The organism is Marinicauda sp. Alg238-R41 (genome assembly GCF_947331485.1).
GTDB classification, from domain to species: Bacteria; Pseudomonadota; Alphaproteobacteria; order Caulobacterales; family Maricaulaceae; genus Marinicauda; species Marinicauda pacifica.
The window spans coordinates 363407-384157 of sequence record NZ_CAMZOJ010000001.1 but is presented as its reverse complement, the minus strand read 5'-3'; the positions used below and the strand labels follow the sequence as shown (position 1 = coordinate 384157).

The following is a 20751-nucleotide window of genomic DNA, read 5'->3' as shown; positions in this document are numbered from 1 at the left end:
GGGACATTTACATAGCGTTCGGGTGTTAGTCAAGCATCCTTGACTAAGATCATCGTTGGCACTCTGGGCAGAAAAATGTCGACCGGCCCGACTGGACGAGGCGCTGCACGCTTCCTGCGCAGGCCTCGCGCCTGCAGGGCTCGCCCTCGCGTCCGTAAACGTCGAAGCGATGCTGGAAATATCCCAGCGCCCCGTCGGCGCCGGCAAAGTCGCGCAAGGTGGACCCGCCCGCCTCGACCGCCTCGGCAATGACGGTGCGCACCGCCGGCGCCAGCCGCTCGGTGCGTGCTCCGGCCACGGAGCTTGCCAGGCGCCGCGGACTGATCCGCGCGCGCCACAGCGCTTCACAGACATAGATATTGCCGAGGCCGGCGACGATTTTCTGGTCGAGCAGGGCCGCCTTGACCGGCGTGCGCCGGCCCTTCAGCGCACCGGACAGATACACCGCCTCGAAGGCGTTGGAGTCCGGCTCCGGCCCCAGCCCCGCCAGGAAAGGCTGGGTCGCCTCCTCGTCCGTGGCGAACAGCGTCATGAAGCCGAAGCGGCGCGGATCGTTATAGGTGACGGTCACGCCGCCCTCTAGCGCGAAGACGACATGGTCGTGCGCCGGATTGGCGCCGGGCGCGTAGACGAAGTCGCCGGGCTGCTGGGCGATGCTCTCGGCCTCCACGGTAAAGCGCCCGCTCATGCCCAGATGCATCAGCAGCGTCTCACCTGAATCCAGCCGGGCCAGCAGGTATTTCGCGCGCCGGTCGAGGCAGTCGATGCGCGCGCCCGTCAGCCGCTCGGCAAAGCGTTCGGGAAAGGGAAAACGCAGATCCGGCCGCCGGTTGACGGCGGACACGATATGACGGCCCTCCATGGCCGGACGCAGGCCCCGGCGGACGGTTTCGACTTCGGGCAGCTCGGGCATGGTGTTTCCTGGATCGGAGGCATCAGCCCGGGATGTAGCGGCGCGCGGGCCTGACCGCCAGTCCGGGCGCGGCCCTTTCGCGCAGGGTTTCAGGCTGGCAAGCCTGCGCACGGGCGGCTATGTAGTCAGGCATGACCGACACGTTCCAGACTTCCCGATCCGACGACACGGCTTCCTTCGGTTTCAAGGAAGTACCCCGCACCCAGAAGCAATCGCTGGTACGCGGCGTCTTCGACCGGTCGGCGCGCCGCTACGACCTCATGAACGATGTGATGAGTCTCGGCATTCACCGGGCCTGGAAGGACATGACGATCACACGGGCCAATCCTCGTCCGGGCGAGGTCCTGATCGATGTCGCGGGCGGGACCGGCGATCTGGCGCGCGCCTTTCTCGACCGCGCCGAGGAGCGCCGCGCGCGCAATGGCGGCGAACCGGCCCGCGCCGTTGTGGCCGACATCAATTACGAAATGCTCAAGGCCGGGCGCAAGCGGGGCGATGACGAGCGGCTAAGCTGGGCCTGCGTCAACGCCGAATGCCTGCCCTTCGGCGACGCGACCGCCGATTGTGTGATGATCGGCTTTGGAATCCGCAATGTGACCGACCGGGCCAGGGCGCTGGCCGACATGCACCGCGTGCTCAAGCCGGGCGGGCGTTTCCTCTGCCTGGAGTTTTCCCACCCGACTACGCGCGCCCTGTCGCGGGTCTATGATGCGTGGTCGTTCAACGCGATCCCGCGGCTCGGCCAGCTCATCGCGAAAGACCGCGACAGCTACCAGTATCTGGTCGAATCCATCCGCCGCTTCCCGAACCAGAACGATTTCAGGCGCGAGGTGGAAGAGGCCGGCTTCAAGACTGTGTCGGTGACCAATTATTCGGGCGGGATTGCCGCGCTGCATACCGGCTGGAAGATTTAGGCGGCCTCGACGGCGCGTCTGAGGCGGTCACGCACACTCGCCGCGATCGAGCTGAGCGCATCATTGCCGACCGCCTGCATGGATTCGACCGGGTCGATCGCCGCAATCTCCACGCCGTTCTCAGTCTTCTGCACAATGACATTGCAGGGCAGCATGGTGCCGATCTTGTCCTCGGCCTGCAGCGCCTTGTGAGCAAATTCCGGATTGCAGGCCCCGAGAATAAGATAGGGCCGGAAGTCCGCGTCGAGCTTCTTTTTCAGGGTTTCGGCGACATCGATGCGGCTGAGCACACCGAAGCCTTCGTCGGAGAGGGCTGCGGTAATGCGCTCCTCCGCCTCCGCAATCTCGTCGGTATCGAGCGTGCGGGCGACATAATAGGCCATGGCCGTATCCTCTTTGACTAAGTGCTGAGGAAATGCGTCCGGCGAAGCTTACGTTCCCCGCCGAGCCGGAAAGCGCCGTCCGAGCCAGCTTAGCAGGTGGGCGGTGAGCATCTCGGGCTCCTCATACTGCATCCAGTGGCCGCTCTCCGGCACGATGTCGAGATCGAGATCGCGGCACAGGACGGGCATGAACTGGGTCAGCTTGGGCGGCAGCATGAAGTCGCATTCGGCGGCAATCATGCGGCAGGGCATGGCGAGGCGGTGATCGACCCCGCCCATGCGTTCCCAGTTCGCATCGAAATTGCGATACCAGTTGAAGCCGCCGCGAAATCCGCTGTGCTTGTAGGCGTCGACATAGCGCGCGCGGATATCGGGCGGCACGACGCAGTCCTCCCCGCTTTTCAGTCCGCCGCGTTCCAGCCAGGTCTCGAACCGCTTGGGCAGATGACTGACCGAGGGGGGAAGCTTGTCCAGATCGCCGCTCGGCGGAGGCGGCTGGAAGATGAATTCGAAGAATTCCTTCTCGCGGCCGACCCAGAAATCGTCGAACGCCTCGTCCTGCATGCGGATGATGTAGTGCTCGTCCCCGGCGCGCTCGCGGAAGACCTCGGTCGGCGGTGCCGCGCCGCGGGGCAGGTGCGGCGTGCACACGCCTACCGCGCCCAGAAACCGTTCCGGCACCAGGCAAGCGGCCTGCCACATCAGGATGCCCCCCCAGTCATGGCCGACGATGACCGCCTTTTCCAGATCAAGCGCGTCGAGCAGCCCGGTGACGTCGCCGACCAGCCGATCGAGCCCGTACGCCTCGACCTCATGGGGCGCATCGGACTGGCCGAAGCCGCGATTATCCGGCGCGATGACGCGATACCCGGCTTCGCTCAGATCCTCGATCTGCTGCGCCCAGGACAGGGCCAGTTCCGGCCAGCCATGCAGGAGAAGAACCGGAACGCCGTCCGATGGCCCGGCTTCGTGAACGGACAAGTTCACCTCGCCCACATCGATCCGGCGGGCGGGCGGCATGTCTGGATGGGTCATCGGGCTTTCTCGCGGCGTTGCTTGCGGGAGAAGTTTAGAAGATCGATGACGAAGACGGCCAGCCCAGCCCAGATCAGCACGAAGGTGATCAGGTAGAGTGGGCTGAATGGCTCACCGGTTGCGAGCCCGATCGCAAATTGCAGGCTCGGCGCGATGAATTGCAGCACGCCGAGCGTGGCAAAGTGCAGCCCGCGCGCGCCGATCACGAAGAGCAGAAGCGGGGCGACGGTCATCGGCCCGGTCATGATCAGTCCGAGCGCCTGCCAGGGGCCGTCCAGGAAATGGCCCGCGCTGGAGGTCTCCAGAAAGCTCAGCGCGACGATGGAGGGTATGGCGATGATCACCGTCTCCCAGAACAGGCCTATGCGCCCGTCCGTCGTGATCGTCTTGCGCAGATAGCCGTAGAGCGTGAAGGTCCCGGCCAGGAAAAGCGCCATGACCGGCACGGCGCCCACAATCAGGATCTGGTTGAGCACGCCGAGGGCCGCCAGACCCACCGCGACGCCGCGGAGCGCGCCGAAGCGCTCGCGCGCGATGAAGACGCCGACAGCGACATTCATCAGCGGGTTGATGAAATAGCCCAGCGAGACTTCCAGAACCTGGCCGGAATTGATCGCGAAGATGAAGATCCACCAATTGGCCCCGATCAGCAGGGCAGTGGCGACAAGGGTGGCCATGGCGCGCCGGTCGGCGAGCAGGCGCATCGCCGCGCCGAAGCGTTTGCCCATGACCAGAAGAAGCGCAAGGAACGGTACCGACCAGAAGGCGCGATGGAGCACGATCTCGGTCGCCCCGGCATAGCTGATCAGCTTGTAGAACAGGGCCGAAAGGCCCCAGATGAGATAGCCGGAAAAGGCTGCCGCGCCGGCGCGGACCGGATCGAGGCGTCCCGGTTCGGGCGGGCCGCTCTGGGCGGGGGCGGAACGTTGAGGTGCCATGCCTCCCGCTTACTCCGCGCCGCGCCCGGCGTCATGTCCAAAAACTGCACTCGCCCGCTGCGTGCAAACCGGGCTAACGCGCGCGCACCTCGCCCTCGATCACCTCGATCGCGACCGGCTTGAGCCGGGACTTGCCGGCCGGGCCGCCGGCGCAGGCCCCGGTGCCGAGCTCGAAACTGGCCCCGTGGAAGGGACAGATGACATAGCGCCCCTCGCTGACCAGCGTCTTGCCCGAGGGCAGGCTCAACGGACGCCCGGCATGCGGACACACATTCACATAGGCGCGCACCGTATCGCCGGACCGCAGGACGATAATCGGCAGGGCGTCGTAATCGGCTGGCGCGCCGCCGGGGTCGGGGATCTCGTCCAGGCGTTTGAGGACGGTGCCGGGGGCCGGCTCGCCGCTCATCGGGCCGGACCGCCGAGATCTGCGGGCGGTTTGACCGTCCACTTGAAGGGGGCATAGGTCACTTGCGCGAACAGACCGGCCTGCGCGTACGGGTCGTCCTTCATGAAGGCTTCGAGCGAGGGGCCGTTCTCGGCTTCGACCACGAGCAGGGACCCGACCGGGTCTCCGGTCTCGTCCAGCAGCGGTCCGGCCATCTTGACCGGGCTGTCCTTCACGTTGGCCCATTCCAGATGGGCCTCCCGGTTCTCCTGGCGCAGGGCCAGATGGCCGGGGCGGTCCTGACAGGTGACGACAAACAACATGCGGATTCCTCAGGCGTTCTCGCTGGTAAAGGGGCGGGAGAGCAGGGCAGCGATGGCTTCGTCAACCGTGCCGGCGCCGGAGACGACGGAGTTGACGGCCTCGCAGATGGGCATTTCCACGCCGTGCCGGCGGGCAAGCGCGACCACGGCCGGGGCGCTGGCAACGCCCTCGGTCACCGAATTGCGCTGGACCATGATGGTTTCAAGGCTCTCGCCGCGCCCGAGCGCCAGCCCGCAGGACATGTTACGCGATTGCGGCGAGGAGCAGGTCAGGATGAGATCGCCCAGGCCGCACAGTCCGGCCAGGGTCTCGGCTTTCCCGCCGAGCGCCACGCCCAGCCGCGTCATTTCCGCAAAGCCGCGCGAGATCAGCGCCGCATGGGCCGACCGGCCCAGCGCCTTGCCGTCCACGATGCCGGCCGCGATGGCCAGGACGTTCTTGACCGCGCCGCCCACCTCGGCGCCGATCACGTCGGGCGCGTAGTAGGGCCGGAAGCTGGCCGATCCGATCGTGGCGATGATGTCCTCTCCCAGACCCCGGTCGGCGCACGCCAGCGTGACGGCGGTGGGAAGCCCGCGTGCGACATCGGCCGCAAAGGACGGTCCCGACAACACGGCCGAGCGGGCATTGGGAATGGTTTCGGCGAGCACTTCGCTCATCAGCTTCAGCGAGCCCTGCTCGATGCCTTTCGAACACAGGACGAGTGGGGAGCCGACGCGGAGATGGCAGGCGAAATCCTTCAGCGTCGCGCGCATGTGCTGGGCGGGCGTCACGATCAGCACCATCTCGGCGCTGGCCAGCTCGCCGAGATCGGACGTTGCGTGGATTGCAGGATCCAGCGCGACACCGGGCAGGAAGAGCGAATTCTCGCAGCGGTCGTTTATGGACTGGACAACCTCGGTCTCGCGCGCCCAGATCGTCACCTGGGGGCCGGTCTTGGCCACGGTCTGGGCCAGGGCCGTGCCCCACGCGCCGCCGCCGATGACCCCAATCTTGTGAAACGTGTTCATCCCGCCCTCGTCCCCTGGAGTTCTTGCCGTCCTGGCCTCTAGGCCTTCGGTCCCTTGCGCCCCGCGCCGCTCGCCGGGTTGGCGGCGGCCGAGGTCTCGTCCAGCGGCCAGCGCGCCCGTGCGGGCGCATCCAGGCCGTCGATCCGGCCCAGCACGAAGCGTTCCGCGCCGGCCAGGGCGATCATGGCCGCGTTGTCGGTGCAATATTTCAACGGCGGCGCTATCAGGGTAAAGCCTTTTGAACCGGCCATAAGTTCCAGCGCGTCGCGGACGGCGCCGTTCGCGGCGACGCCGCCGGCGACGACGAGGGTCAGCCCTTTCGCGTTTTCGCCGGCTGAGTCAGCAAAGATGTCCATGGCCCGCCCGGCGCGTTCGGCCAGGTGCCGCGCGATTTCGCGCTGGACCCCGGCAGCCAGATCGGCCTTGTCGGCCTGCGTCGGCGTCTCAAGACTGTCGAAGGCGCGCTTGGCCGCGGTCTTCAGGCCTGCGAAGGAGAAGTCGCAGCCCCTGTCGCGCGACAGCATGCGCGGAAGCGCGAAGCGCTGGGGGTCGGTCGAGGTCCTGGCCAGGGCCTCGACGGCCGGGCCGCCGGGGAAACCGAGCCCCATCACCTTGGCAGTCTTGTCGAACGCCTCTCCGGCTGCATCGTCGATCGTGGACCCCATCCGCGTCATCTCGCCCACGCCGTCGACCCGGACCAGCTGGGTATGGCCGCCCGAGACCAGGAGCAGCAGATAGGGAAACTCAACCGTGTGGGTGAGCCGGGCCGACAGGGCGTGGCCTTCGAGATGATTGACCGCGATGAGCGGCTTGTCGGCGCCGAGCGCCAGGCCCTTGGCCGTCATCAGCGCGGCCATCACCCCGCCGATCAGTCCCGGGCCCGAGGTTGCCGCGATCGCGTCCATGTCGGCCAGCGTCAGCCCGGCCTCGGCCAGAACGCCGGCAGCAAGCGTATCCATGCGCTCGGCGTGGGCCCGCGCAGCAATCTCCGGCACCACGCCGCCGAACGGGGCATGCTCTGAATTCTGGCCGATCACGGCGTCGGCCAGGATATCGACACTGCCGTCGCCATGACGGCGCACGATCGCCGCCGCGCTGTCATCGCAGCTGGATTCCAGACCCAGCACGGTCACCGTGCGGCCATCGCGCGCTTGCGCGTCTCGGGTGTCGTGGTTTAACGCCATCACCAAAGCTGGTTAGCGCTGCTTGATCCGGCTGACAACGCCACCTGCCACTCGCCTCACGCCCAGGAGCCCGCCTTGGCCCTCAAACCGCAAATCATCGCGACCCGGACGTCGCCGCTCGCCTTGGCCCAGGCGCGCATGCTGCAGAGCCAGCTGGCCAAGGCGAACGGCGCCAGCGACCCCGATGCGGCCTTCCCGATCCTGGGCCTGACCACGACCGGCGACCGGATCACCGACCGCGCCCTATTGGCGGCTGGTGGCAAGGGCCTGTTCACCAAGGAGCTGGAGATTGCCCTGCAGGGCAAGGAAGCGAGCTTCGCGGTGCATTCCATGAAGGACGTGCCGACCCGGCTGCCGGACGGGATGGAGATTGCGTGCATTCTCGAACGCGAGGACCCGCGCGATGTGCTGCTGACCGAAACCGGGGCGGCCCGCGTGATGGACCTGCCGCAGGGCGCGGTGCTCGGCACAGCCTCGATCCGGCGCCAGGCCCAGGCGCTGACGCTGCGTCCCGACCTGAAGATCGTGCTTCTGCGCGGCAATGTGGACACGCGCCTGGCCAAGGTGCGCAGCGGCGAGATCGACGCGACTTTCCTGGCGCTGGCCGGGCTGAAACGCCTCGGACGCGAGGAAGCGAGCCGGCCTGCGGTGGAGCTGCACGAGATGCTGCCTGCCCCGGCGCAGGGCGCGATCGGCATCGAGATCCGCAGCGATGACGGCGCGGCGCGCGAGGCGCTGGCCGCGCTCGACCATGCGGAGTCCCATATCTGCGTCCTGGCCGAACGTGCTGTGCTGGCAGCCCTGGACGGCTCTTGCCGGACGCCGATTGCCGCCCATGCCAGCTTGCGCCACGGCACGCTCTCGCTCGCCGGCGAGGTGCTGAGCCCGGACGGGACGCATCGCTGGGCGCAATCGGTGACGCTGCCGCTGGAGGGCGATCCGCGTGCAGCCGCAGCCGAAATCGGCACGCGCCTGGGCGAGGCGGTCCGCCAGAGCGGGGGCGAAGCGCTGGAAGCAGCCCTGGCGTCGGCCGATGAGCACTGACCGGATTCTCATCACCCGGACCGAACCCGGCGCGAGTAAAACTGCAAATCTCGCTACTCAACGCGGCTATTCTCCCGTTGTCTCGCCATTGGCGCGCGTCGAAATGCTGCATGCAGACCTGTCTCTGGATGCAATTGACGCCGTCGCGCTGACCAGCCCGAACGGGGCGCGCGCGTTCGCGCATCTGACCGACGAGCGGAGGCTTCCGGTGCTGGCCGTCGGGGGCGCCACGGCCGAGGCGGCGCGCGAGGCGGGCTTTACAGAGATCACCGACGCGGACTCCGATGCGGCGGGCCTCGCGCAGCTGATAAGTGATCGGATGATGCCGGGGACACGCATCCTGCATGCCCGGGGAGAAATCGTGGCGCGTGACCTGTCCGGCCTGCTGGCCGGGCACGGCATTCTGGTTCTGCCCCTGATCGTGTACCGGACCCACGCGGTTTCGAGTTTCACCGAGGCGGCACGCGCCGCCCTGCAGCAGGGGCCGGTCATCGCCACGGTGCATTCGCCGGGCGGCGCGAACCGGCTTGTCGCGGCGCTGGAGGCGCTCGGCGGTATCCCGGCGGGACTCTTCGCCGCAGCGATAAGTCCCGCCGCGGCGGAACCCCTGCGCGCGGCAGGCATTGCGCCGGTAGAGATTGCAGACGCGCCGACCGATGCCGGGCTTCTGGACGCGGCCGACCGGCTGGGCGGCGAGCCAGAGGGCCAGTAGCGTTCATCGCCGACGCGGCCTAGACTCACAGCCGATTTTCAGATCAGCCCGACAGCGACGAGGACGTCCATGGCCGGCCCCGACGACAAAGACACCCAATCCGGCGAGCCCGAGCCGGTCGACGCCGAGTTCGAGCCGGTCGACCGCGAGGATGACGCGAAGGCCAAGCGTGAAAAGCGCGGCGGGCCGGGCTGGTTCGCCCTTGTGGTCCTGGTACTGCTGACGGCCCTTATCGCGGCGGCGGTGACCTGGGCGCTGACGCGCTATGCCGTGCCGCGCCTGGAAGAGCAAAGCGTGGGCGCTCTTGAGGCCCGCATCGCCGAGCTGGAAGCGCGCGATCCGGCGGCCGGGGCGGTATCTGCCGAGACCGTCGAGGCCCTTGAGGCGCGGGTCGAGGCCCTGAGCGGGCTGGAGCCACAGGTCGAAGAGCTTGCGGCATCGGTATCGGGGCTGGAGGACAGGATCGAGGTGCTGGGACGCCGCGCTGCCTCCTCGCAGAGTGATGACGGAGACACGCAACCCGGAGGCGGCATCGATCCCGATGCGCTCGACGCCTTGCGCGAGCAGGTCGCAGGACTGGCTGAGCGCACCGAGAACGCCCTGGCTGCCGCAAGTACGGCGCAAGATGACGTCGAGGATCTGCGCGGCCAAGTCTCGCAAGACTCCGCGCCCGCCGCCAATCTGCAAGCCGTCGAGGATATTCAGGACCGCCTCGCCGCGCTGGAAACGCGCGTCGGCGAGCTGCGCGACAGCCTGGCCAGCGAGGACGAGCGCCTCGGCGAGCGTGTCGACACGGTGCGCGAGGGCCTGTCCGGCCTGGAATCGGACCTGTCGGCTCTCGACGCGCGCATCGAGGAGGCCACCGAACTGGCCCGGTCGGCCCAGACCGGCCCGGGCAGCGATAACGACGCGCTGCGTACGCTTTCGGCGCGGGCGCTCGGACTGGCCGCGCTTTCCGATGCCGCCTCGCGTGCGCAGCCCTTTGAGGCGGAACGCGCCGCGCTGGCGCGCGTCTGGCCGGGCAATCGCGACCTCTCCGCGCTGGAATCGGTCGCCCGCTCCGGCGCGCCGACCCGCACCGGGCTCGCCGAGCGCTTCCCCGCCGAGGCCATTCGCGACGCGGCCGGCACGCGCCGGACCCTGTTCGGTCTGATCGAGGTGCAGGGCCCGGAAGCCAGTGCCGGAGAAGGCGAAGAGAGCCCGCGCGAGCTTGTGAACCGGGCCGAGTCCCGCCTGGCGCGTGACGATCTTTCCGGCGCGGCCGATGCGGTGTCCAGCCTGCAGGGCGCGCCCGGCGAAGCGGCCGCCGACTGGCTGCGCGGGGCGCGTGCGCGCCTGGAGATCGAGACGCGGCTGGACGCCCTGCGCACCCAATTGAGTGAAGCGGCTGCTGAAAACGAGGCCCGCCCATGATCCGCCTGATCATCACGATTGCCCTGTGCGTGCTGACCGCCATCGCCGCGGTCTGGCTGACGCTCAATCCGGGCACCGCCAATTTCGAATTCCTCGGCTGGCAGGCGCAGACCAGCTTTGCGCTGGCCATGGGCATCCTGCTGATCGCGACCTTCCTTCTGGTCGTGGTGTGGTGGCTGGTGGTGAAGATCTGGACCGCGCCGGACAGCTTCCGCAAATTCCAGCTGCGCCGCCGCCGGGAAAGCGGCTTCGATGCGCTGGAGCGCGCGCTCATCGCCTCGGCGGCCGGCCAGGGCGAGCTGGCCGTGCGCCAGGCCGCGCGCGCCGACGCCCTGCTCGACCGTCCCGCCCTGTCGCGCCTGCTGGCGGCCCGCGCGGCGGAATCGGCGGGCGATCTGGAAGGCGCACAGCGCCATTACGAACTGATGCTGGAGGATTCGCGCACCCGCCTGGTCGCGCGCCGGGGCCTGGCCTCGATCGCCGAGGCGCGCGGCGACCACCAGCTGGCCATCACCCATGCCAGCGAGGCGTTCGACGAGTCCCGCACGCGCTGGGCCTTCGACTCCCTGTTCAATGCCCAGGTCGCCGAAGGGCGCTGGGAAGCGGCCCGCAAGACGCTGACCGAGGCGGAAAAGCGCAAGGATATCGCGCCCGACCGCGCCGCGCGCCGGCGGGCCGTCCTACTGACCGTGGAGGCGATCGAATGCGGCGAGGCGCAGCCCGACAAGGCGAGCGAACTCGCCGAACGCGCCGCGTCCGCCTCGCCGGGCTTTGCGCCGGCGGCAGCGCTGGCTGCCCGCTTCCTGGCCGAGCGCCGGCGTCACCGCCGCGCCGCAGAGCTGATCGAAACCGCCTGGCAGGCCAATCCGCACCCGGCACTCGCGCGCGTCTATGGCGATCTGCGCAAGTCAGACACCAAGGCCAAGCGGGCCGAGCGCCTGCGCGCGCTGGCCGCGCTCAACCCCGAACACCGCGAGGCGCGCCTGCTCAAGGCTGAAGTGGCGCTGGAAAACCGCAATCTGGAAGCGGCCCGGTCCGCGCTGGCTCCGCTGATGGCCGAGCGCGCCAAGACGGCCCGCCTGTGTGCGCTCGCCTCGCGCCTGGCCCGGCTCGAGGGCGACGAGGAGGCGGCGCGTCGGCTGATGGCGCGTGCGGCCCACGCGCCGGTGGAGGCCAACTGGTCGGACATGGATCAGGACGGGCAGGTTTTCCCCTACGCGCCCGAGGACTGGAAGCGCATGGTGTTTGCCTGGGGCGACGAGGCGCGCCTGATCCACCCGCGCTATGAACGGTTCGAGGATCTCGCCGAGGCTGTGCCGGAAACCGCCCTGCTCGAAGCGCCCTCTGCGCGCCGCGCGCCGGACACGCCTTCCGGCCCGCCAGCCACTCCGCCCGCCACTCCGTCGTCCACCCCGCCGGCCCGACCTGCGTCCAACAAGAGCGGGGCGACTGACACCGGGGCGCAATCGGACGAAGACAAGCGGGCCTCGCGCTATTATGAACCGGGCCGCGCCCCGGATGATCCCGGGGTGGACGAGGACGGTCAGACCTAGGGCAGATCATGGCGAAGCGGATTCTGGTGGGCGTGAGCGGCGGCTCGGCCTCGGGCAAGACCGAGGTGGCGCGCGCCACCGCGCGGGCGTTGACGGGCCTGTCCGCGCTGGTCATCGCCGAGGACGATTATTACGGCGATCACGGCTCGAAGCCCGATTTCGACCCGTCCATCTATAATTTCGACCATCCAAAATCGCGCGACCATGCCCTTCTGGCCCGCCAGCTCGGCCAGCTTCGCGCGGGCAAGGCGATCAAGGCGCCGATCTACGATTTCACCATTCACCGGCGCCGCTCCGACACGCGCAAAATAGACCCGGCCGATGTCATCCTGGTCGAGGGCATCCATCTGTTCTGCACGCCGGATCTGCGCGATGCATTCGACCTGCGCGTCTATGTCGACGCGCCCGACGATATCCGCCTCTCGCGCCGCCTCCTGCGTGATGTGAACGAGCGCGGGCGTACGGCCCATTCGGTGGTCAACCAGTATCTGGGCACGGTGCGGCCCATGCATCACGAATGGACCCATCCAGGGCGCATCCACGCCGATCTGACCATCCGCAACGATGCCGCGGCGGCGCGTCCGGCCGACCATCTCTCGACATTTTTCGACCGCCTCGCCGAGCCTGCCGTGGCTGAAATCCAGCGCCTGCGCGCGGGCGGAAAACCTCATGCCCGGCCCACCGAAGATCAGCCGCAAACGGCGCTTGCGAGCGGATCGAAGCTCGGTTAGTTTCCGGCGCCTTGAAACGAGGCCGTCACAGGCCCGTCCGGAGCCGCTTTAGCTCAGCTGGTAGAGCAACGCATTCGTAATGCGTAGGTCGCGTGTTCGAGTCACGCAAGCGGCACCACTACTCCCTGTTCTCCCTCGCTCCGCTCGGTCGATCCTCGCTAAAGCTGCGGGCGCGCGGTCGCGCTTGCGAACCTTTCAGGTTCGAGGGAGCCTGGCTTTAGTCGGGTGGGGGCAGGCCCGCCTCTCACCCGAACTCGCTCAACCCTTCCAGGGGTTTGTGGCGCAGGAGGCGGCTGTCTTCGACGGCGGCCTGGCGGTGGGGGACGGCGTCGTTGTGGTAGACTTCGTCCTTGACCATTTCCAGAAAGGCGTTGGCGCTGGGATAGCGGGCGATGAAGGCGAGGTCCCAGCGTTCGTCGGCCGGGCCGATCAGCAGGAGTTGCGGCCGGCCGCGCCAGATGATCGTGCCGCCGACGCGCGAAAAGATCGGGCCGGACGTCTTGCCATAGGTCTTGTAGGCCTCGAACCCGGTGACGTCGCGCCCGTCGGGATAGGCGGCCTTGTCGCGCAGGCGGATGAGGTTGAGCATCTCGATGGGATGGTCGCGGTCCAGTCCCTTGAAGGCTTCGAAGGCGTCGCGTTCCGGATCGATATGGCTCATGAGGGGGCTCCCGTCTGACAACTGCTGTGCAAACGCCCAGCGAAGCGGGATTTTGTATCGATGGCAAGGCGGGCGGCGCGATTTTCCCCGCTCAGGGAAGGACTTCCTCGCCGGCCCAGTCGAAGACGCGCCCGCTCTGGCCGGGGTCCAGCCCGTCTATCACGCTGAGCAGGCATCCGGCCGAGTAGGCCGGCGTGAACAGCTTTTCATCGGGCACATTGCCCTGAAACGGCTCTGACAGGCCGGTATCGACGGTGCCGGGGTGCAGGCCGGCAATGACGGCCGTGTCCGATTTGCGCGCCAGCTCGATGGAGAGCGTCTTCAGGATCTGGTTCAGCGCCGCCTTGCTGGCGCGATAGGCGTGCCAGCCGCCGAGCCGGTTGTCGGAGATGGACCCGACGCGGGCCGACAGCGCCGCAAAGACGCTGCGCTCATCAAGCGCCATCGCCTTCAGCGCATGCTTGGCAAGCAGGGCGGGGCCGATGGCGTTGATCCGATAGGCGGTCATCAGAGCGTCACCGTCGAGATGGCGCCAGGTCTTCTCCGGCGAGATGTCTTCGGCGTGCAGGAAGCCGGTCGCGGCAATCACCAGATGGAGCGGGCCGCCCTCGCGCGCGGTGGCGACCGCGTCCTCGATGCTGGTCTCGTCCGTGAGGTCCAGGGTGAGGGCGTGCGCCTTGTCATGGCCGGGGCCAGGATCAGGACCGGTGCCGCGGCGCGAGGCGGCATAGACCGCGGCGCAGCGCGTGTCCTCACACAGGGCGCGAGTCAGCGCGGCGCCGATGCCGCCTGTGCTGCCCACGACGAGGGCGCGGTAATCGGAAGGAAAATGGCTCATCTCTGTCATCGGACAGGAGCTAGAGCGCAGGCCGGTCCGGGAAAGGCCTCAGACCAGAAGCGCACCGCCGACGGCCGCGCGCACATACCCGGCGAGCCGCTGCGTGCGCAGCGGGTCCTTGCCGTGGAAGAACTCGTTCTTGTCCAGCAGGTTGATATGCGGGCCGATCACGTCGCCGTCGATAATGGCCGAACCGGTCAGGACCAGCAGGGGCGTCGCACCGGCATGCTGCTCGGCGGTGCGGATCGTGTCTTGGGGATTGACCGAGTCCGGCAGGCGCAGATCGAGAATGACCAGGTCGTAGGGGTTCCGCTCCAGCTTCCAGCGCGCATCGTGCAGCGTGCGCACCACTTCGAGCTCCAGGTCGTCGACACCGGCATCGAAGAGCGAATGCTGAAGCAGCATGGCATCGGCAAAATCGTCTTCGACATGCAGAACTTTAAGTGCAGTTCCCATCGTCCGTCTCCACCCCCGCGAAGGCTGCGGTTATACGGGCAAAGTGATTTACACTCGGTTAAGTTCTCGCCGCAAAATACGAAAAACGCCTAGAGATCAGCCACCGCAGCGGGATAGTCGAGGCCCGAACGCGCGGCCGCGGCACGCACCGTATTCACCAGCAGGAAGCCGATCGTCATCGGTCCGACCCCGCCGGGCACCGGCGTGATGAAGGCGGCCTTCTTCGCGGCTTGTTCGAAGTTCACGTCACCGACGAGCCGGGTCTTGCCTTCGCCGCGCTCGGGCGCATCGATGCGGTTGATGCCGACATCGAGCACCGTGGCGCCGGGCTTGATCCACTCACCCTTGACCATTTCAGGCCGGCCGACTGCGGCGACCAGGATGTCGGCGCTCGCGCACAGGCCGGGCAGGTCCCGGGTGCGCGAATGGGCGAGCGTGACGGTGCAGTTCTGCTCCAGGAAGAGCAGCCCGGCCGGTTTGCCGACCAGGATGGAGCGTCCGATCACCACGACATGAAGGCCGGAGAGATCGCCCAGCGCCTCGCGCGCCAGCCAGACACAGCCGGACGGCGTGCAGGGGCGAAGGCCGGGCGCGCCCTGGACCAGACGTCCGGCAGAGGCCGCGGTCAGACCGTCCACGTCCTTGTCCGGGTCGATGGTCTCGATCACGCGGCGCGAGTCGATGTGATCGGGCAGGGGCATCTGGACCAGAATGCCGTCCACGCCCGGGTCCGCGTTCAGGTCCTCGACGATGGCGACCAGCGCGTCCTCGGAGAGATCGGCCGGCTTCTTGATCTCGATCGAGCGCATGCCGGAGGCTTCGGTGCGCTTGACCTTGTTGCGGACATAGACGTGGCTCGCCGGGTCCTCGCCGACCAGCACGACGGCCAGGCAGGGCGCGCGGCCGAGCGGGCCGGACAGCGCCTCGACCCCGGCCTGGGCACGGGAATCGATCAGCGCGGCGGCCGCCTTGCCATCGAGAAGGGAGGCTGCGCCGTCGACGGACTTGATGGCGTCGCTCATGCGGTTTCTTTCCGGGCGGACCCTAGCCGAACAGGCGCCACAGCACCTGGCCGACAATATAGTTGCGGACAAAGGCGATCAGCAGGAGCAGCACGATCGGGGACAAATCCATGCCGCCCAGCGGAGGCAGGATGCGGCGGATCGGCGCGAGCAGCGGGGCCACGATGGCCTCTGTCGTCTGCCAGACCATGCGCACGAACTGGTTGTGGGCGTTGACCACGTTGAACGCGACGAGCCAGCTCATGATCACGTTCACGAACACGACGATGGTGAGAAGGGTCAGCAGCGGGCTGACGAAATAGGCGAGGATCGCCTGACCGAAAGTAAGTTCCATCTCGTGCCTCACGCTGGAAGGGAGTTTTAGAAAACGCCCCCGTCCTGTAGACGCGCAAGGGCGGTGCGATCAAGTCCTCTCGACGGCGCAAAGGCGCGGCGCAGGCGCGCATATGAACGCGCCTGCTTGACAGGAGAAGGGCTGAGCCGTAGGTCAGCGCTCTCGTTTCGACACGGGATTTGTGGGGCCGTAGCTCAGTTGGGAGAGCGCGTCGTTCGCAATGACGAGGTCAGGGGTTCGATTCCCCTCGGCTCCACCACTTTCTCCCAAATCCTCCCTCGCGTCCGCTCGGTCTCGTTCCTCGCTGACGCTGCGGGCGGGCGGTTGCCCTTGCGAACCCTTTCAGGGTTCGGGGGCACCCCTCCATCACCTTCTCAGATGATCAAGGTTCGCGGATGACGGTGCGGAAGGTCAGCGACACGCGGCGCGTGCGCGGGAGGCGCATCCCGTCAATCGTGTCCGAGCGGCGCGCGGGTATTTCGTGCGTCCAGTCATAACGCGCCTCGCCGGTCAGAACGAGAAGGCTCAAGGGTGGCAGGACCAGGCTCGCGCTTTTGTCGCTCTGGCGGTGTCTGAACACCATCTCCACCGCACCGCCGAGACTGAGTGACGCAATGGCCGGCCCGAAACAGGGCTCGCAGTCGACATGGGCGGATATGCCTTGTCCGGGGCAGTATTCATTGACGATGACCTGGTCAGGCACGCGCTCGAACTCCGGCCGGTCGCCGATAGTGCTTGCCAGCGGGGCGAGCCATGCCGGCAAGGGTCCAAGGCGCAGCGCGTGCGTGATTTTCCGCGCCCGGTAGTCGTAGCGCCAGCCATAATGCTGAACCCGGCGTTTCAGATCATCGCGCCATGGCCCGCCATCCAGCAGGTCGCGCAGACGCGGGGCGTCCCCGGCCGGGAGGTAGTCGAGACACAACCGTGCTCCGCGGGGCAATGGCGATCCGCCCCTGGACCTTCCCGCCGGGCTTTCCCTCGACGGCGGCCTGGCGCTCTCGCTCATTCTGCGTCCCTACCCCTCTCGCGTCTCCGGGATGTAGCGCGGTGCGAGGTCATTCCAGATCGCGTCGACGCTCATCATGTAGACCCGCTCTTCGGCCGGCAGATCGTCGTACTCGGCTGGCGTGAAGAACAGGATGCGCGCGTCGGCGTGCGGGGTGCGGTAGCTCGAGGTCGACGGGCCGGTGACCGTGCCCTCGGTCTTGCAGGATCGGCCATAGCAATCGGTCGTGGTCGAGAAGGTCTCGGTATTGTCGGTGTAGAGGTGTTCCTCATACCCGCTGGCTTCCGACAGGGGCGTGAAGTGGGAGAAGCCGTTGGCGCGGCCGATCTCGGCGGCGCGCAGATAGATGTAGTCCTCGATCTGGGTGAGGTTGGCGAAGGCGCTGCCGTTCGAGCGGATGTCCCACATGCGTTCGCCGATCTGGCGATCGGAAACGCCCCCGGCCAGGCCCATATCCCCATATGACGTGCAGCTGACCGCGATGGCGGCCAGCGCGATGGTCAAAATCCGTTTCATCTTGCCCTCCCACAGGTTGGGCAAGTTCTATCCGCGGATCATGCCGCGGCTCAAGCGATTATCGAGATTTTCCGCCGCCTAGAATTTCCGCCCGAGACCGATGCCGGCGAAGACCTGGTCGGGGCTGCCGCGCTCGGCGACGATGGGCGAGTCGGCAAAATCGCCCAGGAGGCGCGAATAACCGAAAATCGTCGTGACCGACCAGTCCGGCGTGATGGCCTGGTCCCAGATCGCCGTCAGGCTAACATCGCGAATACCCGACCCGGCCTGGTAGACGGGCAGGCCGGAGGCGGCCGCGCCCGCCGGGTCGATGGAGAAGTGAAGGTCGCCGTAATCCTCGCTGACACCCGTCACCGACAGGCCGATGCCGGCGAAGGAGGTGCGCGACAGCGGCGTGCCGTACTGGATCTCGCCGCTCCAGATCGCGCCGCCGAACGTGCCGGTAACGTCGCCGCCGGCGCGCGCGGTGACGCTGACCGAATCGTAGTCCGAGAGGAGGCCACGCGCGAGGTCGGCGCGGGCGAAGGCGCCAATCACGGCAGCGGTGTCGATTTCGGGCAGGCGGCGCATGACCGCGTCGTCAATGTCGTCGTCGCGGCCACCATAGGCACGCGCATAGACGCCAAGCTCGACCGGACCGGACTCGTAGAGCGTGGCCGCGAGGCCCGGGCCTTCGGTCTGCAGCGTCACCGACCCGATCTCCACGCGCGCGGCGGCGAAGGGCAGAAAGCGATACTCGTCCGAGCCGGTGTAGTCGGGCAGCACCGCGACGCCGGCGGACACGAAATCGCGCGGCGCGACGGCGACCGGGCTTTCCGGCTCCTGCGCGAGGGCCGGGGCGGTCAGCCCGAGAGCGAGCAGGCCGGGAAGAAGTCGGATCATGTCAGTCTCCATAAAGCTCAGCCACGCAAGGACGGCACGGGACACGGGCAGTGGCGCGCAATTTCGCGCGGGTCCCAACCGGTTGTTTACGCATTCGCGCTAGGGATGGATGCCATGACCCGCATGTTTTGTCTTCTCGCCCTGCTCCTTGCCTCCCTGCCGGCCGCTCACGCCGGGGGCGGTGCCCCTGCGCCTGCCGCGGAAGAAGCACCCAGCCGGGGCGGGCGCTCCATCACTCATGTGGAAAGCTATGTGCCCTTCGATCCGATCCTGGCGGCCGTCCAGTCGGACATGCGCCTGCGCGGCGTCATTCATATCGAGCTGGGTCTGAATACCGAGGATGCCAGCCTGCGCGCGAAGATCGAGCAGCGCATGGCCCGCCTTCGCAACGCCTACAACTCGTCCATCGCGGTCTATACCGGCGTGCATTACCGCTTCGGCGAGATGCCCGATCCCGAGCTGATCGCGTCCATGCTGCAGCGCGCGACCGACGAGACGCTCGGCCAAGACGGCGCCGAGGTGCTGCTCAGCCTGGTCATGGTGAACGGGCGCTAGAGCGGCACCCCCGCGGAGGCAGGCCCTAGCCCGCGATCTTGTCCATGAAGGCGGCCATTTTCGTGTCCTTGTCGGTCACGCCGCCAGCGTCGTGCGTGGTCAGGGCGACTTCAACCGTATTGTAGACATTCGACCATTCTGGATGGTGGTCCATCTTGTCGGCGAAGATTGCCACGCGCGCCATGAAGCCGAACGCCTCGTTGAAATCGGCAAACTTGAACGTCTTCTCGATGGCATCGCGGTCTTGCGCCGCGCTCCAGCCCGACAGCGTTCCGGCCGCGCGCTTGGCGCCGATTGTCTCAGCCATTATGGCCTCCTTGTCCGATCGATGGGTGTAGTGCGCAGTTTGCCCTTCGCGCGCCGGTCTTCAAGGCGTTTACCGAATAATGACGGGTTTCATGTCAGACTTGTTCCTCAATCCTGGAAAGGAGGCGTGTCATGACGCACTTTCTCAAATCGGATTCCAACCCGGACGGGCGCCGTCTGGAGGATATCCTGATCGAGCTGCGGGCCGATGTGCTCGTGCGCTGCACCAAGATCTCGGGCGATCTGCGTCCTGAGGCCCTCAAGGTGCTGTCCAACAACATGCAGGTGCTTCAGCACCTGACGGCCGCAATCGAGCTGGCGCAAAGCTCGACCACGATTCTCGACCGGGCTTTCGGGCCGCCGGAATCCGGCGGCGATGCCGAGCCGCGTATCGGCGTGGCCTGACACCCACGTCTGGGCAGGACTGCCTGAACCGCCTACCCTGCCTGACAGGACAGGGAGAGCGGGCGCCATGGCCGAAAACATCGTCATCCTCACCGGAGCCGGCGTGTCGGCCGAAAGCGGGCTCGGCACCTTCCGCGATACGCACGGAGTGTGGGCGAAGTTTGACCCGATGAAGCTGGCGACGCCCGAGGGCTTCGCGGCCGATCCCGACACCGTCCACGCCTTCTACAATGCCCGCCGGGACGGCCTCGCCGCCGCCCGGCCCAATGCCGCCCATACCGCGCTGGCCGATCTTGAAGCGCACTGGCGCGAGCATGCGCGCGGCGAATTTCTCCTCGTCACACAGAATATCGACGATCTGCACGAGCGCGCCGGATCGCACGCGCCGGTCCATATGCATGGCGAGCTTCTCAAATCGCGCTGCAATCATTGCGGCCATCTGTTCGGCCACGATGACGCCTTGTCGGTCGACCGCGCCTGCGAGGCCTGTGCGCGCACAGGCGGCTTGAGACCCCACGTGGTCTGGTTCGGGGAGATGCCGCTCGATCTCGATGCGATCTATGACGCCCTGGCGCGTTGCGATGTGTTCGTCGCGATCGGCACGTCGGGGACGGTCTATCCGGCCGCCGGCTTCGTGCAGGAGGCCCGCCTGGCTGGCGCGCGTACGGTGGAACTGACGCTGGAGCCCGGCGAGATCAGCCCCGCCTTCGACGAGGCCCGTTACGGCCCGGCGACGGAAGTGGTGCGCGACTGGGCCGAGCGCATGAAAGCCTAGTCGGCTGCATCCTCGATGGCATGCATGTCGTCGTCCGAGAGGCCGAAATGATGGCCGATCTCGTGCACCAGAACATGGCTGACCAGATCCTTCAGCGTCACGTCGCCGCGCTCGCACCATTCCAGCAGGATGGGCAGGCGGTAGAGGAAGACATAGTCCGGCCCGCCCGGATCGACACTGGATTTCTGGGTGAGGTCGACGCCGTGATAGAGGCCGGACAGCTCGTACGCACTCTCCATCCCGAAATGGGCGAGCGTCTCCTCGTCGGCAAAGTCGACCACCTGGATCACGACATTGCCGCACATGCGCCGGAACGCCTCCGGAAGCGCCTCCCAGGCCTGTTCGGCCAGGGTCAGCATCTCTTCCTGGGAGGGGGCGAGTTCGGGCGCGGAGGTCTGGGTCATCGTCGTGTCCGGTCTGAGTGTCGTCAGCAGATAGTCGCCGTGGCCGCGC

At 67.4% G+C, this 20751-nt stretch carries 27 protein-coding genes and 2 tRNA genes; 11 read left to right on the top strand and 18 right to left on the bottom strand.

Annotation, left to right across the window (positions count from 1 at the left end; all coding sequences use genetic code 11):
• Positions 1-49 precede the first annotated feature (49 nt).
• Positions 50-913, bottom strand: coding sequence for a bifunctional DNA-formamidopyrimidine glycosylase/DNA-(apurinic or apyrimidinic site) lyase (gene mutM, locus PGP17_RS01700; protein ID WP_270373945.1), 864 nt, complete (start codon positions 911-913; stop codon positions 50-52).
• A 131-nt stretch (positions 914-1044) separates the two neighbouring features.
• On the opposite strand from mutM, the gene PGP17_RS01695 reads away from it, so the two are divergent.
• Complete coding sequence (locus tag PGP17_RS01695) at positions 1045-1827, top strand: class I SAM-dependent methyltransferase (RefSeq protein ID WP_270373944.1); 783 nt, start codon at positions 1045-1047, stop codon at positions 1825-1827.
• Here PGP17_RS01695 and PGP17_RS01690 read toward each other — a convergent pair.
• From PGP17_RS01690 to tsaD, 7 genes are all read right to left on the bottom strand, one after another.
• On the bottom strand, positions 1824-2210 hold the full coding sequence (locus PGP17_RS01690; protein ID WP_270373943.1) for a DUF302 domain-containing protein: 387 nt from the start codon (positions 2208-2210) through the stop codon (positions 1824-1826). The two genes, PGP17_RS01695 and PGP17_RS01690, sit on opposite strands and share 4 nt — an antisense overlap.
• A 48-nt stretch (positions 2211-2258) precedes the next feature.
• Positions 2259-3245 carry an alpha/beta fold hydrolase gene (locus tag PGP17_RS01685; RefSeq protein ID WP_233342079.1) on the bottom strand — a complete coding sequence of 329 codons (987 nt, stop codon included), beginning with the start codon at positions 3243-3245 and terminating at the stop codon, positions 2259-2261.
• Positions 3242-4183: an EamA family transporter RarD gene (rarD, locus tag PGP17_RS01680; RefSeq protein ID WP_135944991.1), complete on the bottom strand. Its 942-nt coding sequence runs from the start codon at positions 4181-4183 to the stop codon at positions 3242-3244. The genes PGP17_RS01685 and rarD overlap by 4 nt, the downstream gene beginning before the upstream one ends.
• Positions 4184-4256: 73 nt before the next feature.
• Positions 4257-4592, bottom strand: coding sequence for a Rieske (2Fe-2S) protein (locus tag PGP17_RS01675; protein WP_135944990.1), 336 nt, complete (start codon positions 4590-4592; stop codon positions 4257-4259).
• Positions 4589-4894 (bottom strand): YciI family protein, encoded by a 306-nt coding sequence (locus PGP17_RS01670; RefSeq protein ID WP_270373941.1) that lies wholly within the window; start codon positions 4892-4894, stop codon positions 4589-4591. The genes PGP17_RS01675 and PGP17_RS01670 overlap by 4 nt, the downstream gene beginning before the upstream one ends.
• 9 nt (positions 4895-4903) lie before the next feature.
• Positions 4904-5905 (bottom strand): NAD(P)H-dependent glycerol-3-phosphate dehydrogenase, encoded by a 1002-nt coding sequence (locus PGP17_RS01665; RefSeq protein ID WP_135944988.1) that lies wholly within the window; start codon positions 5903-5905, stop codon positions 4904-4906.
• A 38-nt stretch (positions 5906-5943) separates the two neighbouring features.
• Complete coding sequence (gene tsaD / locus PGP17_RS01660; protein ID WP_135944987.1) at positions 5944-7089, bottom strand: tRNA (adenosine(37)-N6)-threonylcarbamoyltransferase complex transferase subunit TsaD; 1146 nt, start codon at positions 7087-7089, stop codon at positions 5944-5946.
• Positions 7090-7164: 75 nt separating this feature from the next.
• Here tsaD and hemC point away from each other — a divergent pair, with 75 nt between their 5' ends.
• The 6 genes from hemC to PGP17_RS01630 all read left to right on the top strand — a co-directional run bounded on the left by hemC (position 7165) and on the right by PGP17_RS01630 (position 12660).
• Positions 7165-8133, top strand: coding sequence for a hydroxymethylbilane synthase (hemC, locus tag PGP17_RS01655; protein ID WP_270373940.1), 969 nt, complete (start codon positions 7165-7167; stop codon positions 8131-8133).
• Positions 8123-8845 carry a uroporphyrinogen-III synthase gene (locus PGP17_RS01650; protein WP_270373939.1) on the top strand — a complete coding sequence of 241 codons (723 nt, stop codon included), beginning with the start codon at positions 8123-8125 and terminating at the stop codon, positions 8843-8845. Before hemC ends, PGP17_RS01650 begins: the two co-directional genes overlap by 11 nt.
• A 69-nt stretch (positions 8846-8914) precedes the next feature.
• Positions 8915-10258 (top strand): COG4223 family protein, encoded by a 1344-nt coding sequence (locus PGP17_RS01645; RefSeq protein ID WP_270373938.1) that lies wholly within the window; start codon positions 8915-8917, stop codon positions 10256-10258.
• On the top strand, positions 10255-11811 hold the full coding sequence (locus PGP17_RS01640; protein ID WP_270373936.1) for a heme biosynthesis protein HemY: 1557 nt from the start codon (positions 10255-10257) through the stop codon (positions 11809-11811). The genes PGP17_RS01645 and PGP17_RS01640 overlap by 4 nt, the downstream gene beginning before the upstream one ends.
• 8 nt (positions 11812-11819) lie before the next feature.
• A complete protein-coding gene (gene udk / locus PGP17_RS01635; RefSeq protein WP_270373933.1) occupies positions 11820-12542 on the top strand; it encodes a uridine kinase in 723 nt (240 codons plus the stop codon).
• 42 nt (positions 12543-12584) lie between these two features.
• Positions 12585-12660 (top strand) — tRNA-Thr (locus tag PGP17_RS01630).
• Positions 12661-12786: 126 nt separating this feature from the next.
• Here PGP17_RS01630 and PGP17_RS01625 read toward each other — a convergent pair.
• The 5 genes from PGP17_RS01625 to PGP17_RS01605 all read right to left on the bottom strand — a co-directional run bounded on the left by PGP17_RS01625 (position 12787) and on the right by PGP17_RS01605 (position 15853).
• On the bottom strand, positions 12787-13203 hold the full coding sequence (locus tag PGP17_RS01625; protein WP_270373930.1) for a DUF1330 domain-containing protein: 417 nt from the start codon (positions 13201-13203) through the stop codon (positions 12787-12789).
• A gap of 91 nt (positions 13204-13294) precedes the next feature.
• Positions 13295-14041, bottom strand: a complete 747-nt coding sequence (locus PGP17_RS01620) for an SDR family NAD(P)-dependent oxidoreductase (protein ID WP_270373928.1) — start codon at positions 14039-14041, stop codon at positions 13295-13297.
• A 48-nt stretch (positions 14042-14089) separates the two neighbouring features.
• Complete coding sequence (locus PGP17_RS01615; RefSeq protein WP_135944977.1) at positions 14090-14497, bottom strand: response regulator; 408 nt, start codon at positions 14495-14497, stop codon at positions 14090-14092.
• An 89-nt stretch (positions 14498-14586) separates the two neighbouring features.
• On the bottom strand, positions 14587-15519 hold the full coding sequence (folD, locus tag PGP17_RS01610; protein WP_270373927.1) for a bifunctional methylenetetrahydrofolate dehydrogenase/methenyltetrahydrofolate cyclohydrolase FolD: 933 nt from the start codon (positions 15517-15519) through the stop codon (positions 14587-14589).
• Positions 15520-15541: 22 nt separating this feature from the next.
• Positions 15542-15853: a YggT family protein gene (locus PGP17_RS01605; RefSeq protein WP_135944975.1), complete on the bottom strand. Its 312-nt coding sequence runs from the start codon at positions 15851-15853 to the stop codon at positions 15542-15544.
• Positions 15854-16036: 183 nt separating this feature from the next.
• Here PGP17_RS01605 and PGP17_RS01600 point away from each other — a divergent pair.
• Positions 16037-16112, top strand: a tRNA-Ala gene (locus tag PGP17_RS01600).
• 123 nt (positions 16113-16235) lie between these two features.
• Here PGP17_RS01600 and PGP17_RS01595 read toward each other — a convergent pair.
• From PGP17_RS01595 to PGP17_RS01585, 3 genes are all read right to left on the bottom strand, one after another.
• A complete protein-coding gene (locus tag PGP17_RS01595) occupies positions 16236-16775 on the bottom strand; it encodes an alpha-ketoglutarate-dependent dioxygenase AlkB (RefSeq protein ID WP_270373926.1) in 540 nt (179 codons plus the stop codon).
• A gap of 93 nt (positions 16776-16868) precedes the next feature.
• The gene (locus PGP17_RS01590; RefSeq protein WP_135944972.1) at positions 16869-17375 is read right to left on the bottom strand and encodes a CC0125/CC1285 family lipoprotein; all 507 of its coding nucleotides are present in this window, start codon (positions 17373-17375) and stop codon (positions 16869-16871) included.
• 78 nt (positions 17376-17453) lie between these two features.
• The gene (locus PGP17_RS01585; RefSeq protein WP_270373924.1) at positions 17454-18257 is read right to left on the bottom strand and encodes a MipA/OmpV family protein; all 804 of its coding nucleotides are present in this window, start codon (positions 18255-18257) and stop codon (positions 17454-17456) included.
• 114 nt (positions 18258-18371) lie between these two features.
• Between PGP17_RS01585 and PGP17_RS01580 the strand changes: the two genes are divergently transcribed.
• On the top strand, positions 18372-18812 hold the full coding sequence (locus tag PGP17_RS01580; protein WP_135944970.1) for a hypothetical protein: 441 nt from the start codon (positions 18372-18374) through the stop codon (positions 18810-18812).
• Positions 18813-18837: 25 nt separating this feature from the next.
• Here the strand turns inward: PGP17_RS01580 and PGP17_RS01575 are convergent, their stop codons facing one another.
• On the bottom strand, positions 18838-19119 hold the full coding sequence (locus PGP17_RS01575; protein ID WP_135944969.1) for a 4a-hydroxytetrahydrobiopterin dehydratase: 282 nt from the start codon (positions 19117-19119) through the stop codon (positions 18838-18840).
• 131 nt (positions 19120-19250) lie between these two features.
• Here PGP17_RS01575 and PGP17_RS01570 point away from each other — a divergent pair, with 131 nt between their 5' ends.
• Positions 19251-19523: a histidine kinase gene (locus tag PGP17_RS01570; protein ID WP_270373923.1), complete on the top strand. Its 273-nt coding sequence runs from the start codon at positions 19251-19253 to the stop codon at positions 19521-19523.
• A gap of 67 nt (positions 19524-19590) precedes the next feature.
• Positions 19591-20298: an NAD-dependent deacylase gene (locus PGP17_RS01565; RefSeq protein WP_270373921.1), complete on the top strand. Its 708-nt coding sequence runs from the start codon at positions 19591-19593 to the stop codon at positions 20296-20298.
• On the opposite strand, the gene PGP17_RS01560 is transcribed toward PGP17_RS01565, so the two are convergent.
• On the bottom strand, positions 20295-20702 hold the full coding sequence (locus PGP17_RS01560; RefSeq protein ID WP_270373918.1) for a metallopeptidase family protein: 408 nt from the start codon (positions 20700-20702) through the stop codon (positions 20295-20297). The two genes, PGP17_RS01565 and PGP17_RS01560, sit on opposite strands and share 4 nt — an antisense overlap.
• Positions 20703-20751: the final 49 nt, after the last annotated feature.

Excerpts from the sequence above, each read along its gene's own strand:
- mutM (WP_270373945.1), bottom strand. The coding sequence starts at position 913 with ATGCCCGAGCTGCCCGAAGTCGAAACCGTCCGCCGGGGCCTGCGTCCG.
- PGP17_RS01695 (WP_270373944.1), top strand. The coding sequence starts at position 1,045 with ATGACCGACACGTTCCAGACTTCCCGATCCGACGACACGGCTTCCTTC.
- PGP17_RS01690 (WP_270373943.1), bottom strand. The coding sequence starts at position 2,210 with ATGGCCTATTATGTCGCCCGCACGCTCGATACCGACGAGATTGCGGAG.
- PGP17_RS01685 (WP_233342079.1), bottom strand. The coding sequence starts at position 3,245 with ATGACCCATCCAGACATGCCGCCCGCCCGCCGGATCGATGTGGGCGAG.
- rarD (WP_135944991.1), bottom strand. The coding sequence starts at position 4,183 with ATGGCACCTCAACGTTCCGCCCCCGCCCAGAGCGGCCCGCCCGAACCG.
- PGP17_RS01675 (WP_135944990.1), bottom strand. The coding sequence starts at position 4,592 with ATGAGCGGCGAGCCGGCCCCCGGCACCGTCCTCAAACGCCTGGACGAG.
- PGP17_RS01670 (WP_270373941.1), bottom strand. The coding sequence starts at position 4,894 with ATGTTGTTTGTCGTCACCTGTCAGGACCGCCCCGGCCATCTGGCCCTG.
- PGP17_RS01665 (WP_135944988.1), bottom strand. The coding sequence starts at position 5,905 with ATGAACACGTTTCACAAGATTGGGGTCATCGGCGGCGGCGCGTGGGGC.
- tsaD (WP_135944987.1), bottom strand. The coding sequence starts at position 7,089 with ATGGCGTTAAACCACGACACCCGAGACGCGCAAGCGCGCGATGGCCGC.
- PGP17_RS01650 (WP_270373939.1), top strand. The coding sequence starts at position 8,123 with ATGAGCACTGACCGGATTCTCATCACCCGGACCGAACCCGGCGCGAGT.
- PGP17_RS01645 (WP_270373938.1), top strand. The coding sequence starts at position 8,915 with ATGGCCGGCCCCGACGACAAAGACACCCAATCCGGCGAGCCCGAGCCG.
- PGP17_RS01640 (WP_270373936.1), top strand. The coding sequence starts at position 10,255 with ATGATCCGCCTGATCATCACGATTGCCCTGTGCGTGCTGACCGCCATC.
- udk (WP_270373933.1), top strand. The coding sequence starts at position 11,820 with ATGGCGAAGCGGATTCTGGTGGGCGTGAGCGGCGGCTCGGCCTCGGGC.
- PGP17_RS01625 (WP_270373930.1), bottom strand. The coding sequence starts at position 13,203 with ATGAGCCATATCGATCCGGAACGCGACGCCTTCGAAGCCTTCAAGGGA.
- PGP17_RS01620 (WP_270373928.1), bottom strand. The coding sequence starts at position 14,041 with ATGAGCCATTTTCCTTCCGATTACCGCGCCCTCGTCGTGGGCAGCACA.
- PGP17_RS01615 (WP_135944977.1), bottom strand. The coding sequence starts at position 14,497 with ATGGGAACTGCACTTAAAGTTCTGCATGTCGAAGACGATTTTGCCGAT.
- folD (WP_270373927.1), bottom strand. The coding sequence starts at position 15,519 with ATGAGCGACGCCATCAAGTCCGTCGACGGCGCAGCCTCCCTTCTCGAT.
- PGP17_RS01605 (WP_135944975.1), bottom strand. The coding sequence starts at position 15,853 with ATGGAACTTACTTTCGGTCAGGCGATCCTCGCCTATTTCGTCAGCCCG.
- PGP17_RS01590 (WP_135944972.1), bottom strand. The coding sequence starts at position 17,375 with ATGAAACGGATTTTGACCATCGCGCTGGCCGCCATCGCGGTCAGCTGC.
- PGP17_RS01585 (WP_270373924.1), bottom strand. The coding sequence starts at position 18,257 with ATGATCCGACTTCTTCCCGGCCTGCTCGCTCTCGGGCTGACCGCCCCG.
- PGP17_RS01580 (WP_135944970.1), top strand. The coding sequence starts at position 18,372 with ATGACCCGCATGTTTTGTCTTCTCGCCCTGCTCCTTGCCTCCCTGCCG.
- PGP17_RS01575 (WP_135944969.1), bottom strand. The coding sequence starts at position 19,119 with ATGGCTGAGACAATCGGCGCCAAGCGCGCGGCCGGAACGCTGTCGGGC.
- PGP17_RS01570 (WP_270373923.1), top strand. The coding sequence starts at position 19,251 with ATGACGCACTTTCTCAAATCGGATTCCAACCCGGACGGGCGCCGTCTG.
- PGP17_RS01565 (WP_270373921.1), top strand. The coding sequence starts at position 19,591 with ATGGCCGAAAACATCGTCATCCTCACCGGAGCCGGCGTGTCGGCCGAA.
- PGP17_RS01560 (WP_270373918.1), bottom strand. The coding sequence starts at position 20,702 with ATGACCCAGACCTCCGCGCCCGAACTCGCCCCCTCCCAGGAAGAGATG.